Genomic DNA, 14,836 nt, shown 5'->3' on the forward strand with positions numbered 1-14,836 from the left:
CTCCCCTGCTCCCTCACTCCCCACTCCCCACATCTTAAAAGGCGGTCAGCACGCAGAGAAATAAGGCTTCAGTCCACTCAACGACTGCGCCGTAGGTATCTCCAGTATGTCCGCCTAGTTTGTGGTTGAACCACGCACCAGTTAAAGTGGCGATCGCACTTCCTGCAATTATCATTGTCAGTGCGAAAAATAGCTGCTCTTTATCTATCAGCACAAGTAAACCACTCAAACCAAACAACAACAACAATCCTGGTAACAAATCTTTGTAAGAACGAATGGCTTGTTTGTGAAATGCACCTTTGCCAGTTGGTTTCAGATAAGGATATCGAGCGATCGCCAGTTGTTGTCCCCAGCGTCCCCACCCACAAGCAGCCATCAGCAATAACCAACGGTTTTCTGGCATATCTGTCAAAGCTGTTATTTTCAGCATCACCAAGGCGATCGCTGCCATTGCCCCAAATGCACCTGTGGCACTATCTGCCATCACCTCCAGTCGCCGATCTGGGTCGCCCACTGCCAAACCATCGGCAGTATCCATTGCCCCATCTAAGTGCAATCCTCCAGTCATGGCAATCCAAACACTTACTACCAAAGCACTACGAGTTAGCACTGGCATACCAATATAATCCATCCCCGTATCCAGTAACCCTAAAATTCCCCCAATCATCAACCCCACAAACGAAGCAAGACGTGCCACTCCCCGAAAGTCTAATCCGTTCAAATACGGTAGTGGAATAACAGTGTAAAATATCATACTAGCTGCCAGCTTTAACAGCAGCTTTTTCCACCACTGTTGCTGTTTCATCATCTGAATTACATTAATATTTGGTTAATTGCTGGATAATAGTCATAATTTCGGTACAACCGACATCAGCAGACTTTAAAGCTTTAGATAAGATTTACTTCTATTAGAAATTCTCCCTGAAAATTTTGTTATGCTGATCTAAGTAATAGACGGATACATACAGTGCCATTTTATACAAAAATTTCAGGATTTAGGAAATTAAAATTCCATCAGGGATCAAAATTTGTGTTTTGTATACGTTAATTAAAAACTTACTCCAAATTGTTAGACGATTGCCCCACAAAATTGATATTTTTTTAAATGTGGGAGTAAATAAGCTATTCAATTACGACAGTTTAGCTATGTTGTCACTCTCCGTAGCTCTAATCGCTATTTTCCTATGAGTCACCATCTACCCGACACCAGGATACCAGCTCCGTGCATTATTAACACGGGAATCATTGTGAATCAGCTCGACATCCGCCGATTGCTGGCAGATTTAGGTCGAGTCCACTACATCTACACCCAAGAAGATAAGGTACTGAGCGAGGGTGAAGGGGATGTGATGGAAGTTTTTGCTAATCCGCAAAGGTCTACTTTAGTGGCTAACCACGCGCTATATTTGAATGTTTGTAGTTTTGATTACTTGGAACTAAAACAGTCGTCGCAACAAGAAACCTACTTCGATTTGATGCAGGATGGGGTTCGTCTGCGGTTGATTCCCCGCTCAACCCCTGTACAAGAGCGACGAGAGCGAAACTTCAATGTCAGCGCCATAGAAGCAATGATGGAGCAAGTACTCTCAGCCAGGTGGGATGCAGAAATTGACGATGACTGTTCTGATTCTTTCTAAAATAGCGACTGTTATACCAATTTGATGTCGGGGCAATACCCTGCGGGAAGCCGCTTCTCTACGAGACGCAAACGCGAGTGCGTCTACATGAATTGCCCCGACATCGTATAGTTTTGCGTAAGTCCTATAGGCGCATCTTCAACAATTCAAAATGGCATGAGTGCGAATTTTTCTTTTGAATGTCTTGCTTGCTGTAGCCAAACCAAAGCTAGAGCCGGAGTGTTTTTCACGCCTCACGGTGTTGTAGAAACCCCTAGATTTATGCCAGTGGGAACGCTGGCAAATGTCAAAACTATTACCCCAGCACAGCTACGAGATACTGGGGCACAAATGATCTTGTCCAATACTTATCATCTTCACTTACAACCAGGAGAAGCGATCGTGGCTGGGGGTGGTGGGTTGCACAAATTTATGGGCTGGAACGGTCCGATGCTCACTGATTCGGGGGGGTTTCAGGTGTTCAGCTTAAGCGAGATGCGAAAAATTACTGAAGAAGGTGTAACTTTTCGCTCACCCCATGATGGACGAATTATTAACTTAACACCAGAGCTATCCATTGAGATTCAAAATACTTTGGGGGCAGATGTGATTATGGCCTTTGATGAGTGTCCGCCCTACCCAGCGACTCGCCAAGAAGTAGAAACTGCAACTGAGCGCACTTATCGCTGGTTAGAACGCTGCATAGTGGCTCATCAAAGCAGTGAGCAGGCATTATTTGGGATTGTGCAGGGGGGCGTGTATTTGGATTTGCGTTGCCGTGCGGCTGAAGCTTTGGCTAAATTGGATTTACCCGGATATGCCATTGGTGGCGTGAGTGTGGGAGAACCGCCAGAATTGATGGCTGAGATTGTAAAAGTGACAGCACCGCTTCTACCTCCCGATAAGCCGCGTTACTTGATGGGTGTGGGTACTTATCGGGAAATGGCGATCGCGATCGCATCTGGGATAGATTTATTTGATTGCGTAATTCCTACACGCTGGGCCAGACATGGCACCGCAATAGTCCAGGGCGGACGCTGGAATTTAAAAAATGCTAAGTTTCGTGAAGATTTTACGCCATTAGATGAAACTTGTCCCTGCTACACTTGTCAAAATTTTAGCCGTGCTTACATATCTCATTTAGTGCGATCGCAAGAAATTTTAGCTTATACCTTGTTGAGCATTCACAACATTACCGAACTAATTCGCTTTACGCAGCATATTAGAGAAGCAATATTGAGCGATCGTTTTGCCACAGAATTTGCTCACTGGCTCAACTCATCTGAATCAGCACCAGATGAGGGGGAAATTACAAATGACTATTGACAAATGATCAAGACCCAAACCATGTTAAGATATCTCTCAATTATGAAAGCTATGTTGGATAGGTGGATTTAAACAAACATGGAAGCAGCACTTTTATTAGCAAAACTGCCTGAAGCTTACCAAATCTTCGATCCTTTGGTAGACGTTCTCCCAGTCATCCCTGTATTCTTCTTGTTGCTTGCTTTCGTTTGGCAAGCAGCTGTGGGATTTAGATAAGTTAATCTATTTTTAAATTTATAGGACAGGTAGAGTACCTGTCCTATTTTTTTGTAGCACCATGTTTTATAAAGTTAATATTTATTAATATTTTGTAATGAATTAAGATAATAAATAAGATGTGAATCAAGCCATGTCAATATGAAGCCTTGAAAGCCAAGCTTAGAGTCAAAGAGGAATCAGTTATGGGTAATATCAAATTCGTTAAAGAGAATAAAGAAGTAGTGGCGGCGGATGGTGCAAATCTTCGGCTCAAAGCCATGCAAAATGGTATTGATATATATACATTGATTGGCAAGATGACCAATTGCGGTGGCAATGGTCAATGTGGCACTTGTGTTGTCGAGATAGTCGAAGGACTAGAAAATCTTTCCCCCCGCACAGACGTAGAAAGCCGGAAATTCAAGAAAAAGCCGGAAAATTACCGCCTTGCCTGTCAAACTTTAGTGAATGGCTCAGTCAGCGTAGTCACCAAACCTTAAGTTCTCAAATCTGGCATTGCTTCAATTTGTATCCAGTCAGTAGTCAAAATACTTACCAAAATTAAGTTTCCTAATTTTGAATTTTGAATTTTGAATTTTGAATTGGTATAACTCTGTCATTGATGATGCTATCCTAATGTTGTTGACTGGAAATTTAAGAGAGGCTTTTTTGCCATGCAAGTTAATGACCTGGGGTTCATAGCGAGCATTTTGTTCGTACTAGTCCCCGCTGTGTTTTTACTAATTCTTTACATCCAAACTGCTAGCCGCGAAGGTGGAAAAGATAGTTAAGAGTTTGTGTATAAAATAAATAACCCCTGCACCAATAGTGTAGGGGTTTTTATTTATCAACCACTAACTTAGTGCTGTTAGCGGGGCGTTTAGCCCGTGCTGAATAGTAAAGACAAGGCAAATCTTGCTTTTTTACTATCCTATTAAAATAATTCTTATACTCAGCACTGTTTACTTTAAGCGATTGTCCGCGCCAACAATACCGGACAAGTGGCATTGACTCGAACATAGTCAGACAAGGAAGAACCGATGAGTCTGTCTATGTCAACAAAACTCTTAGCGATGGATGGACGACGATCTGGAGAACCGAGCAATAATAAGTCTATATTCAACTCTTCTGCCAATCGACAAATTTCTTCACCAGGTTTGCCACTGCTGATATAAGAACGAGATTGGATGCCTAGTTTTTCAGCTTCTGCAACTGCGGCTGCTAAAACTGGATTTTTGTCTGAATTAACTTTAGTTATTTCCGATTTTTTACCGCCCAAATCTGTACTAATATTTGCCAAAATTAACTCGCCACCTTGAATATCTCGCAGTAAAAACAGTGCCAATTTCAAGCAATTTTTTGCTGAATCAGAGTTGTCTATTGCCACCATAATGCGCTTAATTCTTTTAACATAAATGTCATCCTTTACCAGCAGCATGGGGCGAGAAGATAGTTGGAAAACATACTGACTGACTGAGTTTGATAAAATCGATTGCAGCCGCTTCAGTCCGCGTGAACCCATAATAATCAAGTCAGCGTCGATTTCATCAGCTACTTGGCAAACCACATCTTTGGGGTCGCCTTCACGCAAAATTGAAGAAACCTGGCTAGGATCTAAGTTCAAAGTTTGAATTGCATTCGCCAGAATTTTACCACCATTTTCCCATTTAGCTGTCATGGTAGCAGCAGCATTTTGTGCTTGAACAACATGCAAAATTGTAACTTTTGCAGATTGGATTGAAGGGATTTCTTTCAGGGTTTTGAGCATTTCTTCTGCGTGTCCCAATCCCGATACAGCCAGTAAAATTCTTCTGATCATCTTACGTAATTTTTGTGAAGTTTACTTTTGTTTTCGCTGTTAGTACTTGGCTCTGGTCAGATTTTTACCGCCTTGCTCGATCACCTAGTTAGTAAGTTGACACAAATAAACTTTGTTTTTTAGTATTTAACACTCAAACAAATGGCAAAGGATAAAAAACTCAACAAATGTTTAAGTTTATTTGCACCTAGTTACTTAAATTCTCAACTAGATTTCAATTATTAAGCATACTCTCAATTTAGCCTGAAGAACTTAATAAATTATGATGTTAGTTATCATTTTTAATCTATGTTAACTTTTTTTAATTAGAGGTTAGTTAAGTATTGCAAAGAAATGCCAAAATAACTCTTCAGGAAAGTTGATTCAGTGTAACCTTTAACAGGCGATGTCTACGACGGGCTATGCCTACGCTTCCGGCTTGAATAGTCTACACTACTCCTGAATTTTCTCTACTCTCCGCCTTTTTTTAAATTTCTTGCAGTTTTTGTAACTCAGGCAGGATTTACTGTATCCGCAAATATTAACAGAGATAAATCAACTACTTACTACTGCTCCTTTGACGGCAGCAGAGGATAATGTTGATAACCTATCATATCCAGTCTGCAATGTAGACAGGTCCAGTTTCAATACTTCCATCGGGCATGATGGTATTCCAGAAAAAAGTACCAATGTCACTATGTCTGTCTTGACGGAGTTCCAACCCATTCTTGTGCATAAAACCAACACTGTTTCTGAGGTCAGCTTCAGCCAGGTTGGTATGATTGAGGATGGCTGGACCGATAGATCCAGCCAAATTAGCCCTAGTCAAGTTGGCGTAACTCAAATCAGCCCTTCGCAAATCAGTACGATATAACCTAGCTTTGATCAAATTGGCACCTCGCAAATCAGCCCTACTCAAGTTACAATCATCGAGAAAGCCTTCCGAAACGTCAATTCCAACCAAGAAAGCATTGCTGAGATTAGTACCAATAAAACCGCATTGAGCCAAGTTAGCTCCAGCCAAGTTAATTCCACTGAGATCGGCTCCTTCCAACAAAGAGTAGTCACCGTAAATATAGCTAAAGCTCAGTCCAGAGAAATCCCTTCTGCCAGCAGCATAAAGCTCGAAGAACTCCTCAATGAAAGAAATTTTGGCTCCCCTATATCCATCCATACCCTAACTCCACAATCAATTAGTATTATCGACAGTACCGCACAAACCCTCTGGAACACTCTCCTAAGAGGATGTTTTAAAAGTGGTTGGCTGTGATTTTAGGCACTTATTGATCCCCCCTAGCCCCCCTTAAAAAGGGGGGAACCGGATCAAAGTTCCCCTTTTTAAGGGGGATCTAGAACGTTTTGCTACTGACAAGAGGACTTCTCAAACATCCTCTAAGGGAAGAACTATAGGTTTCAAGATAGACGTGGTTTAAACACCTTCTTAATTAACGCATTTAGTTCCAGATTGATCGCCAACTAAATTATGGAAATTACCTTATGACCACAAATTCGCCTCAGCCGCGAAAGTACGATGTAGTTATAAGCAATGATTCTAATCCCCTAGCAAATGATGCAGTTTTGGGAGGGATTGAAAGAGTTAAGCAATTGCTGGCGCATGGAAAGGTTGAACAAAAAATTGATGCCCTTCTAGATGCTTTTGAATATGGGGAAGCTGGCTTAGACTTGATTATTCAAGCTTTACAGAACTCAGAGGTTGACGTTCAAGAAGCAGCTTATTGGCTACTTCAGGAAAGTATAGAGCCAAAAGCTAAACGGGCATTACAGGCATACAACCCATATTTATTTTTTGAGTATCTTTTGACTATTGAGAAGTATACAGATGAAGTTCGCAGGATAGCTTGTGTAGATGTTAGCCAAGAGTGCCAAACCTTAGTTAATTGTAATTATAACAACACAATTCAAGTGTGGAATATGCAAACACAACAAGTAATATGCACATTCCAGCCAGAAGTAACTAAGGAATTTCATCAAATCGCTACCACACCCAACAATCGCGTTTTAGGACTTTGGAATTGTAATGATTATGCTGAAGTGTGGGATCTAAAAACAAAGCAAAAAATCTTCACTACACATCGGAGATCAGATTGGTTTTGGTATATTGTCTTTAGCCCAGATGGTCAATCATTTTTAAATGCTGTTGACGGAGAAATTTTTGAATTGTGGGATATACAAGTAGGAGGAATAATTTCCTCTATTCATATGTCTGATATGGGTCATAATTTTATCTATTCAAATTCGCAAGTTTTAGTGACTGAAGAAAAAGACTTTGACCAAAAATATAAAATATGGGATTGGCAAACAGAACAAGTAATTTGCACTTTAAACCTTTCAGGGTATATGCCTGTAATTACTGTCAGCCGCGATCAACGCTTTTTACTTAGTGGTAGTCGAGAAAATGGAATTATCAAAGTGTGGAGCATTCGCACAGGACATGAACTTTGTAGTCTCACAAGTAATTCATCGTCAATTACTAGTCTTGCAATTAGCTCAGATGGACAGAGACTATTTATTTGGAGTGGAGACAGCACCGTTGAGGTGTGGGGAATTTAATTATTCACGGTGATTTGAGATAGTTTTACTTCAGAATTCTTATAAATTATGAATTATTTAAAACCTGCCATTTCCCTGAACAATGTGCTTAACGGTGGTCAAGGTTTCCAGGCTGATAAATCCCCGGCGATGACCTTTTTGGTTAGACATGCCGAGAAACACTGAATCTCCCCGCGAGGGGTTGCGGGAAAAACGCGGGGAAGTGTTGATGTAGGTAGAAGCACTGTTAACTCCCAAGGCAAACTGCCGACTTTCCTGGTAAGATTCAGTAACGATGGAGTCGGCATGACCACTGCTGTATTGATTAATCCAGGCGATCGCAGCCTCTAAGCTATCCACCAGTTTAAAAGCTACGGTCCTAGTCAAATAAGGGTTTCCCCATTCGCCCTCCTTCACCAGCTGCAACTGAGGAAAAGCTTTTACTAGTTCTGCATCCCCTTTAATTTCAAAGCCTTTTTCCATCAAGCTGTTCCACAGAACGGCTATTGATGATGGCAAGGCTTGGCGATGAATGAGTACCTTTTCAATCGCATTAACTTGGTCTGGTTCGCTCTGATGGCTATCAAGAATCATCCAGCGCACCATTTCTAAGCTGCTATTCGGCGACCAGTAGAGATAACAGTTACCCATCGCTGACTTTAAGACTGGACAAGTTGACTGTCGTACTACCTGCTGCACCAAGCTAGAACGTCCGTAGGGAATCACTAAATTCACGTACTGGTCTTGGGTGACTAAATCCCGAATCGAAGCACCATGTTCTGCTGTGATCAGTTCTAGACAGCCCGCAGGTAGACCAACTTGGGCGATCGCACTTTGCAATACCTCAGCGATGGCGGCGTTAGAATGGCTAGCTTCAGTACTGCCTTTGAGAATTAGACAATTGCCAGTTTTGATACAAAAACCCGCTGCGATCGCCCCTAAATCGGGAAACGCTTCATAAATAAATCCAATCACTCCCAAGGGCATTAATTGGGTGTAACTCTGGGAATCTTCCAGTTGATAATCAGCGGTTCTGACGCGCCGCAGCGGATCTGATAATTCCCCCAACCGTTGTAAAATGTCTACTGTCATCTCTAGCCTTGTGGGAGTCAGCTTCAACCAGTCCAATATCAACTCTGGCACTGCCATTTCCCGACTGGCTTCTAAATCCAAGGTGTTGGCTTCTAGAATGTCGTCAAATGAACGCTCAAGGGCTTGTGCCATCGCCAATACTGCACGACTACGGTCTGCTCCCTTTGTGATCCCCAACTTTAGGGAAGCTTGATAGGCTCGTTGGGCACTAGTAATCGGTTCGGGGTGGTCATCCAAAACTTCAACAGTCATTGAGTTAACGTCTGTAGGTAAGCCAGACCATTAGTGCTGGTAGGATAGCCAATAGCACCGCCACCATTGCCCAAGCAATAATGCTGGAACCATTTGCCAATCGCAGTGCTAATGGTAGCCATATAATCACTAGCACGAAAATAATGCCCAGCGCTATAGGCAGATAGCTTTCTCCCAAGCGGGGATGGACAACATGCCAACTATTTCCCATCCAACGCCAAGCCCGCTTGTAGGGATAGGTGGTAGAAAGCTGTTCTAAGACATGACCATTATCTTCTACAACAAAGATTTGCTGACAGCGATCGCAACCAAATGCTTCTGTCAGCGTAATCGGAATTAACTGACCCCGGCGACGACAGGGACAGGGGTATTCAGCATTGAAGTCGATTTTTTCAGGTTTTTGAGATTGCACAAGCGTTCTAATAACTTGAGCGTGTTTTACATGAACTGCGAGAATATAATCCCTTGGTAAATGCCTGATAAGGCTTCTCTCTTTATATAGATGGGCAGGCTATGCATACATCACCATGATTGCAAACAGTAGATGCAGCAAACTTGAAGTATCGTAATTGCCATATTACTACGGGGTTCTCTGTTTGTAGTCTTTCCCCGTAGCTGGCAATCTTGTTCAAAAATTTCCTTCTTTTCATCTATCGCTTTCAAGGTAATGTGGTTGCGTTTTTGGGCATTTATTGTGCTGACACACCTGGTACAATTTTAAGCCTACGTAGCGATCGCTCCTAAAACAAATCGTTTGGAAAGGCTACGCTCATAAACAACAGACACCAACAAACCCTAGATTTTCCTTTGAGTCACTATATCTTACTATCCAGTTATCAAGGTTAGATCGGGATTACGTTCAATCTCTATTTCTTGCAGTTCACAAGCGTTTCCAGAGCGGGAATTGCCAAAACATCCAGAGCATGTGACTTTTTGCCCAAATAGATTAGATTGTGGCTTACTTCACTGCTAAAAGACGCTTTGCACCTGACTACACTACTATTTAACTAACCATCTTTAGTCCAGTGTAATACACCCGACACAAAATGAATTGATTACACTTATAAAGATTGTAGCCAAGCTAATGCATATCTAGACAAGTCTAAAGCTGGGTTTTATATTTCTTAGCAAGTGGGTAATACCAATTCTATGTGAGGCTGCGCTTTATTCACGTAGGGGCAATTCATGAATTGCCCCTACAGCGGGGTTTTGGGTAAGTTCTATAGGCGCATCTTCAAAAAGAAATGGTATAACGTGATTTGAGTAGGCGATATTCACATTGGCAGGGTAGACGATTTGTTTGCTCGCTCTGTCCATATTGGGAGCGGTTTACAAGAGTGGAGCGCGAATCGACGAACACTTGAATGCACCCTAAAAACACTAAACCCCTTGGAGTTTTTGACTTCAAGAGGTTTTAGTTGGAAGCGGGTAACGCGATTCGAACGCGCGACATTCACCTTGGCAAGGTGACGCTCTACCACTGAGCTATACCCGCAATTGATAACCATATATTAATATCTCAGATTTATTCTTAATTGTCAACCCCTTAATTTAGTTATGAGTGCTGAGTTTTTTAACTCATAACTCAGCACTCATAACTCAACACTCATTTAGCCCAGTTCTTCTGACTCCGCAGTTAAATTGCCGACGCTGGCACTTTGAAAAGAGGCAGGCATTGACTGGCTATTACGAGAATATGGCTCTGCCAGGTTAGAACGCAGTTGCCGCATGAGGCTTGCCATTTCTAGGGCATTCATGGCATAATCCCAGCCATGATTACCTTTGATGCCTGCCCGTTCTAAGGCTTGCTGCATAGTATCTACTGTCAAAATGCCAAAAATTACTGGTACCCCAGTTTGAAAGCTGGCGGCGGCAATGCCTTTAGAAACTTCTGAGGATACATAATCAAAATGGGGTGTTTGCCCTCGAATGACTGCACCTAGACAAATTACAGCATCATAACGATGGGAAAGTGCTAGTTGGCGAGCTACTAAAGGTACCTCGAAACTTCCCGGAACCCAAACATAGTCCACCTGACTACCGTGAGGGTTAGGGTCTACACCGTGGCGTTTTAAGCAATCTTGACATCCCTCTAGCAACTTTCCGGTAACAAGGTCATTGAATCGACCAATCACCACTGCAAACCGCAAAGGCTCCGTTTGGGTAAAAGTTCCCTCGAAAACTGCCATGACTGCCTCTTAATCAACTATACTTCTGGCCAATATACATTTCTTATTTAAATGTAGAGGAGCAGGAAAGCACGGTCTTAACAATTCAAAATTCAAAATTCAAAATTCAAAATTAAAGACATTTCAGACGGGGATTTAAACCCCGACTGAAATGGGTGCTACATGTAGATGTAGGGGTCTTAAACCCTTTAATTTACGATAAAAAAGGAAATCGGAAAAAACTTCTCCTTTTTTCCTTTGGTCTTTGACCTTGGCTTTTCTGCTCCTCTAGTTCTTATATTATGTGCCTGCGCCAGAGCGAAGCCGTCACCTACACGACAAAAAAGTTTAACAAACCAACTAAAAATACCAAACCAATCCAGACGCCGGAACCAACCCAGAGCAGTTTTTTAGATTCACCCCAATTTTGGGGAGTGGCGTAAGCAACGGGAACGCCAACAACCAGGACAAAAGACAACACGACTAGACCTATCAAGGCAAACTGGAATATTATGGTCATTTTTGCTTCTCCCAATACAGCTAAATAGTGATATATCCTACACTAACAGTAAGCTGTACAGTGTAGGCAAGGAGCGTGACTCCTGCTATTGCATAGGACATTTCCAGAAGCTCTGGTTTTATGTGCCTGTGATGCGCCACGGCCGACAGCTTGATTTTTTCTTCCTTTCGTACCCCACAAATTTTACGACACAGGATGAATTGCTTATGACTTATGCACTGATGTGTCAACCAATGGTAAATTTGCATTCTTTGAAAGGATGCCGACTCGTTTCCCGTTGTCCAACGTTTCACGTAGGTTTCCCAGAGGGCTATCTAGAGGTGTATCAACGACCGTGGCGGCGAGTAACCAATTAAATCATACAATGCCCTGATCATCTATTTCAGAATATTTGACAATTAGGGTGCTGACTCTGAAGGCTAAAGGGTGAGGCTTCTGTCCATTTTAGCTAAAGAGCGACACTGACACTGTTTTCTTGTTTTTAAGTTACCAGAAATTGCAACCTTTTAGTCATTTGTCCTTTGTCTAAGTACCGATGACCAATGACCAATGACTAATGACTAATGACTCATAACTATGGATTTAATTCTTTGCCACACAACAGCAGATTTTGACGCACTAGGAGCAGCGGTAGGGCTAACACGCCTACTACCGGGAAGTAAAATTGTGCTGACTGGCGGTTCTCACCCTCCTGTATGGGATTTTTTGGCATTGCATCGGGATGAATATCCGCTGATTGAACGCCGTTCGGTGAATCCAGAAAAAATTCGTTCTCTGACTGTGGTGGATACACAACAGCGCGATCGCTTGGGTAAAGCTGCCCAGTGGTTAGACTTACCCAATCTAAGAGAGATTATAGTTTATGACCATCACTTAGGACAAGAATCAGATATTACTGCCACGCGATCGCATATTTCCTCAGTAGGAGCCACTACAACTTTAATTGTGGAGCAATTGCAACAACAGCAAATTTCCCTGACTTCTGCCGAAGCAACTGTGATGGCTTTGGGTATCCACGTTGACACTGGCTCCTTGACCTTTGACCAGTCTACACCACGGGATGCCCTAGCTTTGGCTTGGTTGATGCAACAAGGTGCCAGTTTGTCGGTAATTTCTACCTACCGTGACCCTGGCTTGTCTTTGGAATTGCAGCAGCTATTAACTGAGGCGCTGGAAAATTTAGAATATCTCTGTCTACATGGATATACGGTTGCTTGGGTAACTTTGAAAACAAATGCTTTTGTGCCAGGGCTATCGAGTTTGGTTTCGCAACTCGTGGAATTAACCGAAATTGATGCCATACTGCTGGCTAATGAGTATCCTTTAGGTGAAAGTGATTCACGCTTAACAGTAATTGGGCGATCGCAAATTCCCAAAACAAATCTTAACCTATTATTCCAACTCTTGGGCGGCGGGGGTCATTCGCAGGCCGCATCGTTGAACCTACGCAAAGTAGATTCACAGGCAATATTAAAACAACTCCTTGAGGGGGTAAAAGCACAGATTCCTCATCCCCCCACTGCTAGGGATTTGATGTCTTCTCCTGTCCGCACGATTCTGCCTGAAACCACAATTGCCGAAGCCCAGCGTATTTTATTACGTTATGGACACTCTGGTTTATCTGTAGTTGATGCTCAAAAGCAACTGGTAGGTATTATTTCGCGGCGGGATATTGATATCGCCTTGCATCACGGATTTAGTCATGCGCCAGTCAAGGGTTACATGACTAGGAATCTCAAAACGATTACACCAGATACGACATTGCCACAAATTGAGTCGGTGATGGTGACTTATGATATCGGGCGCTTACCAGTATTGGAAAATGAGCAGTTAGTGGGTATTGTCACCCGTACTGATGTCTTGCGGGAATTACATCAAAACAGTGCTGTTAGCGGTAGTGGGGCGTTTAGCCCGTTCCGAGTGCTGAGTCCTGAGTCTCAATCATCACTCACAAACCAACATTCAGGACTCAGGATGGAGTTGCAGAATAAACTTGCTCCTCGATTGTGGCAATTACTGACCACAGCATCGCAAGAGGCAGAAAAACGGGGTTGGCATCTTTATCTAGTGGGCGGTGCGGTGCGGGATTTGCTATTAGCAGAAGCAGTAGCGGGCACCTTGATGATTAAAGATATTGACCTCGTAGTTGATGGCTTTCACAAATCAGCAGATGTCGGCGCTGGTGTGGAATTAGCAAAGGCACTCCAACAACTTTACCCTACGGCTCGCTTAGAAATCCACGGGGCTTTTCAAACTGCTGCTTTGTTGTGGCACAAAGACCCGGAATTAGATTCTCTATGGGTGGATATTGCCACGGCTAGGACGGAATTTTATCCTTATCCAGCGGCAAATCCAGAAGTCGAGGCGAGTTCCATTCGTCAAGACTTGTATCGCCGAGATTTTACCATCAACGCCCTCGCCTTGCGCCTCACTACTCCCCGTGCTGGTGAATTACTCGATTTCTTTGGTGGTTTACTCGATTTACAAGCTAAACAAATTCGGGTTTTACATGCCAATAGCTTTATCGAAGACCCCACCCGCATTTATCGTGGCGTGCGCTTTGGCGTGCGCTTTGGATTTCAGATTGAACCGCAAACTGAAGAGTTTATCCGCTATGCCATCAACAGTGGTGTTTACGATCGCACTTCCCAAGAGAATAGCAGAACTCCAGCCCTGCAAACTCGACTGAAAACAGAATTAAAACACATCCTAGAAGCCCCCTACTGGAAATCGGCTTTGCAGTTACTCGATAACTTAGGGGCGTTGCAATGTATCCATCCTAGCCTGAAGCTAGATGTAGAAGTCATACGACAATTACGTTTGCTAGAACGCTGTTTGCGGCGATTTGACCCGCAACCAACCCTTATCCATTGGGAAATGCGCTTAGAAACGTTAATCGCCCACCTCGCACCAGAATATCGGGCGAAAGTAGCAAAAAATCTGCAATTGCCAGAGGATAGTATTAAACGCTTGCAAAACTTGGCTTCTGCCCAAGCTGAGGTGATGGAATCTTTGCCTAAGTGTCAAAGTCCCAGTCAAGTAGTGCAGTTATTGCGACAGTACGATTTACCAATGCTGATTTTAATCGCCGTGCAAAGTCCGCGAGAGTTTAGACATCAGATTTGGAAATATTTAACTGTTTGGGCTAATGTGCAGCCACTATTGAATGGCAATGATTTAAAGAAACTTGGTTACAAACCAGGGCCGCAGTATCGCCAAATATTAGATCATGTACTTGCTGCTACCTTGGATGGAGTAATTAAAGATAGATTTGAGGCTGAGGAGTTTTTAGCACAACACTATCCTAAATGAATTA

General features: G+C 42.8%; 15 protein-coding genes and 1 tRNA gene. 8 read left to right on the plus strand and 8 right to left on the minus strand.

Going from position 1 to position 14,836, the window contains the following annotated elements:
* Positions 1-34: 34 nt before the first annotated feature.
* Positions 35-808, minus strand: a complete 774-nt coding sequence (cobS, locus tag HWQ41_RS01175; RefSeq protein WP_292759147.1) for an adenosylcobinamide-GDP ribazoletransferase — start codon at positions 806-808, stop codon at positions 35-37.
* 376 nt (positions 809-1,184) lie between these two features.
* Between cobS and HWQ41_RS01180 the strand changes: the two genes are divergently transcribed.
* The 5 genes from HWQ41_RS01180 to psbM all read left to right on the plus strand — a co-directional run bounded on the left by HWQ41_RS01180 (position 1,185) and on the right by psbM (position 3,931).
* Positions 1,185-1,637 (plus strand): hypothetical protein, encoded by a 453-nt coding sequence (locus HWQ41_RS01180; RefSeq protein WP_292759150.1) that lies wholly within the window; start codon positions 1,185-1,187, stop codon positions 1,635-1,637.
* A 156-nt stretch (positions 1,638-1,793) separates the two neighbouring features.
* Entirely contained in the window at positions 1,794-2,942 is a 1,149-nt protein-coding gene (tgt, locus tag HWQ41_RS01185; protein ID WP_292759153.1) for a tRNA guanosine(34) transglycosylase Tgt, read from the plus strand.
* 78 nt (positions 2,943-3,020) lie between these two features.
* Entirely contained in the window at positions 3,021-3,158 is a 138-nt protein-coding gene (locus HWQ41_RS01190) for a photosystem II reaction center protein K (protein WP_006195022.1), read from the plus strand.
* A gap of 185 nt (positions 3,159-3,343) precedes the next feature.
* Positions 3,344-3,640 (plus strand): 2Fe-2S iron-sulfur cluster-binding protein, encoded by a 297-nt coding sequence (locus HWQ41_RS01195; RefSeq protein ID WP_292759156.1) that lies wholly within the window; start codon positions 3,344-3,346, stop codon positions 3,638-3,640.
* A gap of 174 nt (positions 3,641-3,814) precedes the next feature.
* Complete coding sequence (gene psbM / locus HWQ41_RS01200; RefSeq protein WP_084227279.1) at positions 3,815-3,931, plus strand: photosystem II reaction center protein PsbM; 117 nt, start codon at positions 3,815-3,817, stop codon at positions 3,929-3,931.
* A 176-nt stretch (positions 3,932-4,107) separates the two neighbouring features.
* Here psbM and HWQ41_RS01205 read toward each other — a convergent pair whose 3' ends face one another.
* Complete coding sequence (locus HWQ41_RS01205; protein ID WP_292759159.1) at positions 4,108-4,959, minus strand: universal stress protein; 852 nt, start codon at positions 4,957-4,959, stop codon at positions 4,108-4,110.
* 589 nt (positions 4,960-5,548) lie between these two features.
* Positions 5,549-6,112: a pentapeptide repeat-containing protein gene (locus HWQ41_RS01210; protein WP_292759161.1), complete on the minus strand. Its 564-nt coding sequence runs from the start codon at positions 6,110-6,112 to the stop codon at positions 5,549-5,551.
* Positions 6,113-6,435: 323 nt separating this feature from the next.
* Between HWQ41_RS01210 and HWQ41_RS01215 the strand changes: the two genes are divergently transcribed.
* The gene (locus HWQ41_RS01215) at positions 6,436-7,509 is read left to right on the plus strand and encodes a hypothetical protein (RefSeq protein WP_292759164.1); all 1,074 of its coding nucleotides are present in this window, start codon (positions 6,436-6,438) and stop codon (positions 7,507-7,509) included.
* A gap of 57 nt (positions 7,510-7,566) precedes the next feature.
* Here HWQ41_RS01215 and HWQ41_RS01220 read toward each other — a convergent pair whose 3' ends face one another.
* From HWQ41_RS01220 to psbZ, 5 genes are all read right to left on the minus strand, one after another.
* On the minus strand, positions 7,567-8,832 hold the full coding sequence (locus tag HWQ41_RS01220) for a glutamate-5-semialdehyde dehydrogenase (RefSeq protein ID WP_292759166.1): 1,266 nt from the start codon (positions 8,830-8,832) through the stop codon (positions 7,567-7,569).
* 4 nt (positions 8,833-8,836) lie between these two features.
* Positions 8,837-9,244, minus strand: coding sequence for a hypothetical protein (locus tag HWQ41_RS01225; RefSeq protein WP_041565838.1), 408 nt, complete (start codon positions 9,242-9,244; stop codon positions 8,837-8,839).
* Positions 9,245-10,255: 1,011 nt separating this feature from the next.
* Positions 10,256-10,327 (minus strand) — tRNA-Gly (locus HWQ41_RS01230).
* A gap of 115 nt (positions 10,328-10,442) precedes the next feature.
* Positions 10,443-11,021 (minus strand): 6,7-dimethyl-8-ribityllumazine synthase, encoded by a 579-nt coding sequence (gene ribH / locus HWQ41_RS01235; protein WP_292759169.1) that lies wholly within the window; start codon positions 11,019-11,021, stop codon positions 10,443-10,445.
* A gap of 310 nt (positions 11,022-11,331) precedes the next feature.
* Entirely contained in the window at positions 11,332-11,520 is a 189-nt protein-coding gene (gene psbZ, locus HWQ41_RS01240) for a photosystem II reaction center protein PsbZ (protein WP_104908235.1), read from the minus strand.
* Between the two features lie 206 nt (positions 11,521-11,726).
* Between psbZ and HWQ41_RS01245 the strand changes: the two genes are divergently transcribed.
* Positions 11,727-11,876, plus strand: a complete 150-nt coding sequence (locus HWQ41_RS01245; RefSeq protein WP_292759173.1) for a hypothetical protein — start codon at positions 11,727-11,729, stop codon at positions 11,874-11,876.
* A gap of 220 nt (positions 11,877-12,096) precedes the next feature.
* A complete protein-coding gene (locus HWQ41_RS01250) occupies positions 12,097-14,832 on the plus strand; it encodes a CBS domain-containing protein (RefSeq protein ID WP_292759175.1) in 2,736 nt (911 codons plus the stop codon).
* Positions 14,833-14,836: the final 4 nt, after the last annotated feature.

The sequence above is a fragment of the Nostoc sp. NOS(2021) genome (genome assembly GCF_017115025.1).
Taxonomy (GTDB): Bacteria; Cyanobacteriota; Cyanobacteriia; order Cyanobacteriales; family Nostocaceae; genus Nostoc.

Coding starts and splice junctions, on each gene's coding strand:
- cobS (WP_292759147.1), bottom strand. CDS start 808: ATGATGAAACAGCAACAGTGGTGGAAAAAGCTGCTGTTAAAGCTGGCA.
- HWQ41_RS01180 (WP_292759150.1), top strand. CDS start 1,185: ATGAGTCACCATCTACCCGACACCAGGATACCAGCTCCGTGCATTATT.
- tgt (WP_292759153.1), top strand. CDS start 1,794: ATGAGTGCGAATTTTTCTTTTGAATGTCTTGCTTGCTGTAGCCAAACC.
- HWQ41_RS01190 (WP_006195022.1), top strand. CDS start 3,021: ATGGAAGCAGCACTTTTATTAGCAAAACTGCCTGAAGCTTACCAAATC.
- HWQ41_RS01195 (WP_292759156.1), top strand. CDS start 3,344: ATGGGTAATATCAAATTCGTTAAAGAGAATAAAGAAGTAGTGGCGGCG.
- psbM (WP_084227279.1), top strand. CDS start 3,815: ATGCAAGTTAATGACCTGGGGTTCATAGCGAGCATTTTGTTCGTACTA.
- HWQ41_RS01205 (WP_292759159.1), bottom strand. CDS start 4,959: ATGATCAGAAGAATTTTACTGGCTGTATCGGGATTGGGACACGCAGAA.
- HWQ41_RS01210 (WP_292759161.1), bottom strand. CDS start 6,112: ATGGATGGATATAGGGGAGCCAAAATTTCTTTCATTGAGGAGTTCTTC.
- HWQ41_RS01215 (WP_292759164.1), top strand. CDS start 6,436: ATGACCACAAATTCGCCTCAGCCGCGAAAGTACGATGTAGTTATAAGC.
- HWQ41_RS01220 (WP_292759166.1), bottom strand. CDS start 8,832: ATGACTGTTGAAGTTTTGGATGACCACCCCGAACCGATTACTAGTGCC.
- ribH (WP_292759169.1), bottom strand. CDS start 11,021: ATGGCAGTTTTCGAGGGAACTTTTACCCAAACGGAGCCTTTGCGGTTT.
- psbZ (WP_104908235.1), bottom strand. CDS start 11,520: ATGACCATAATATTCCAGTTTGCCTTGATAGGTCTAGTCGTGTTGTCT.
- HWQ41_RS01245 (WP_292759173.1), top strand. CDS start 11,727: ATGACTTATGCACTGATGTGTCAACCAATGGTAAATTTGCATTCTTTG.
- HWQ41_RS01250 (WP_292759175.1), top strand. CDS start 12,097: ATGGATTTAATTCTTTGCCACACAACAGCAGATTTTGACGCACTAGGA.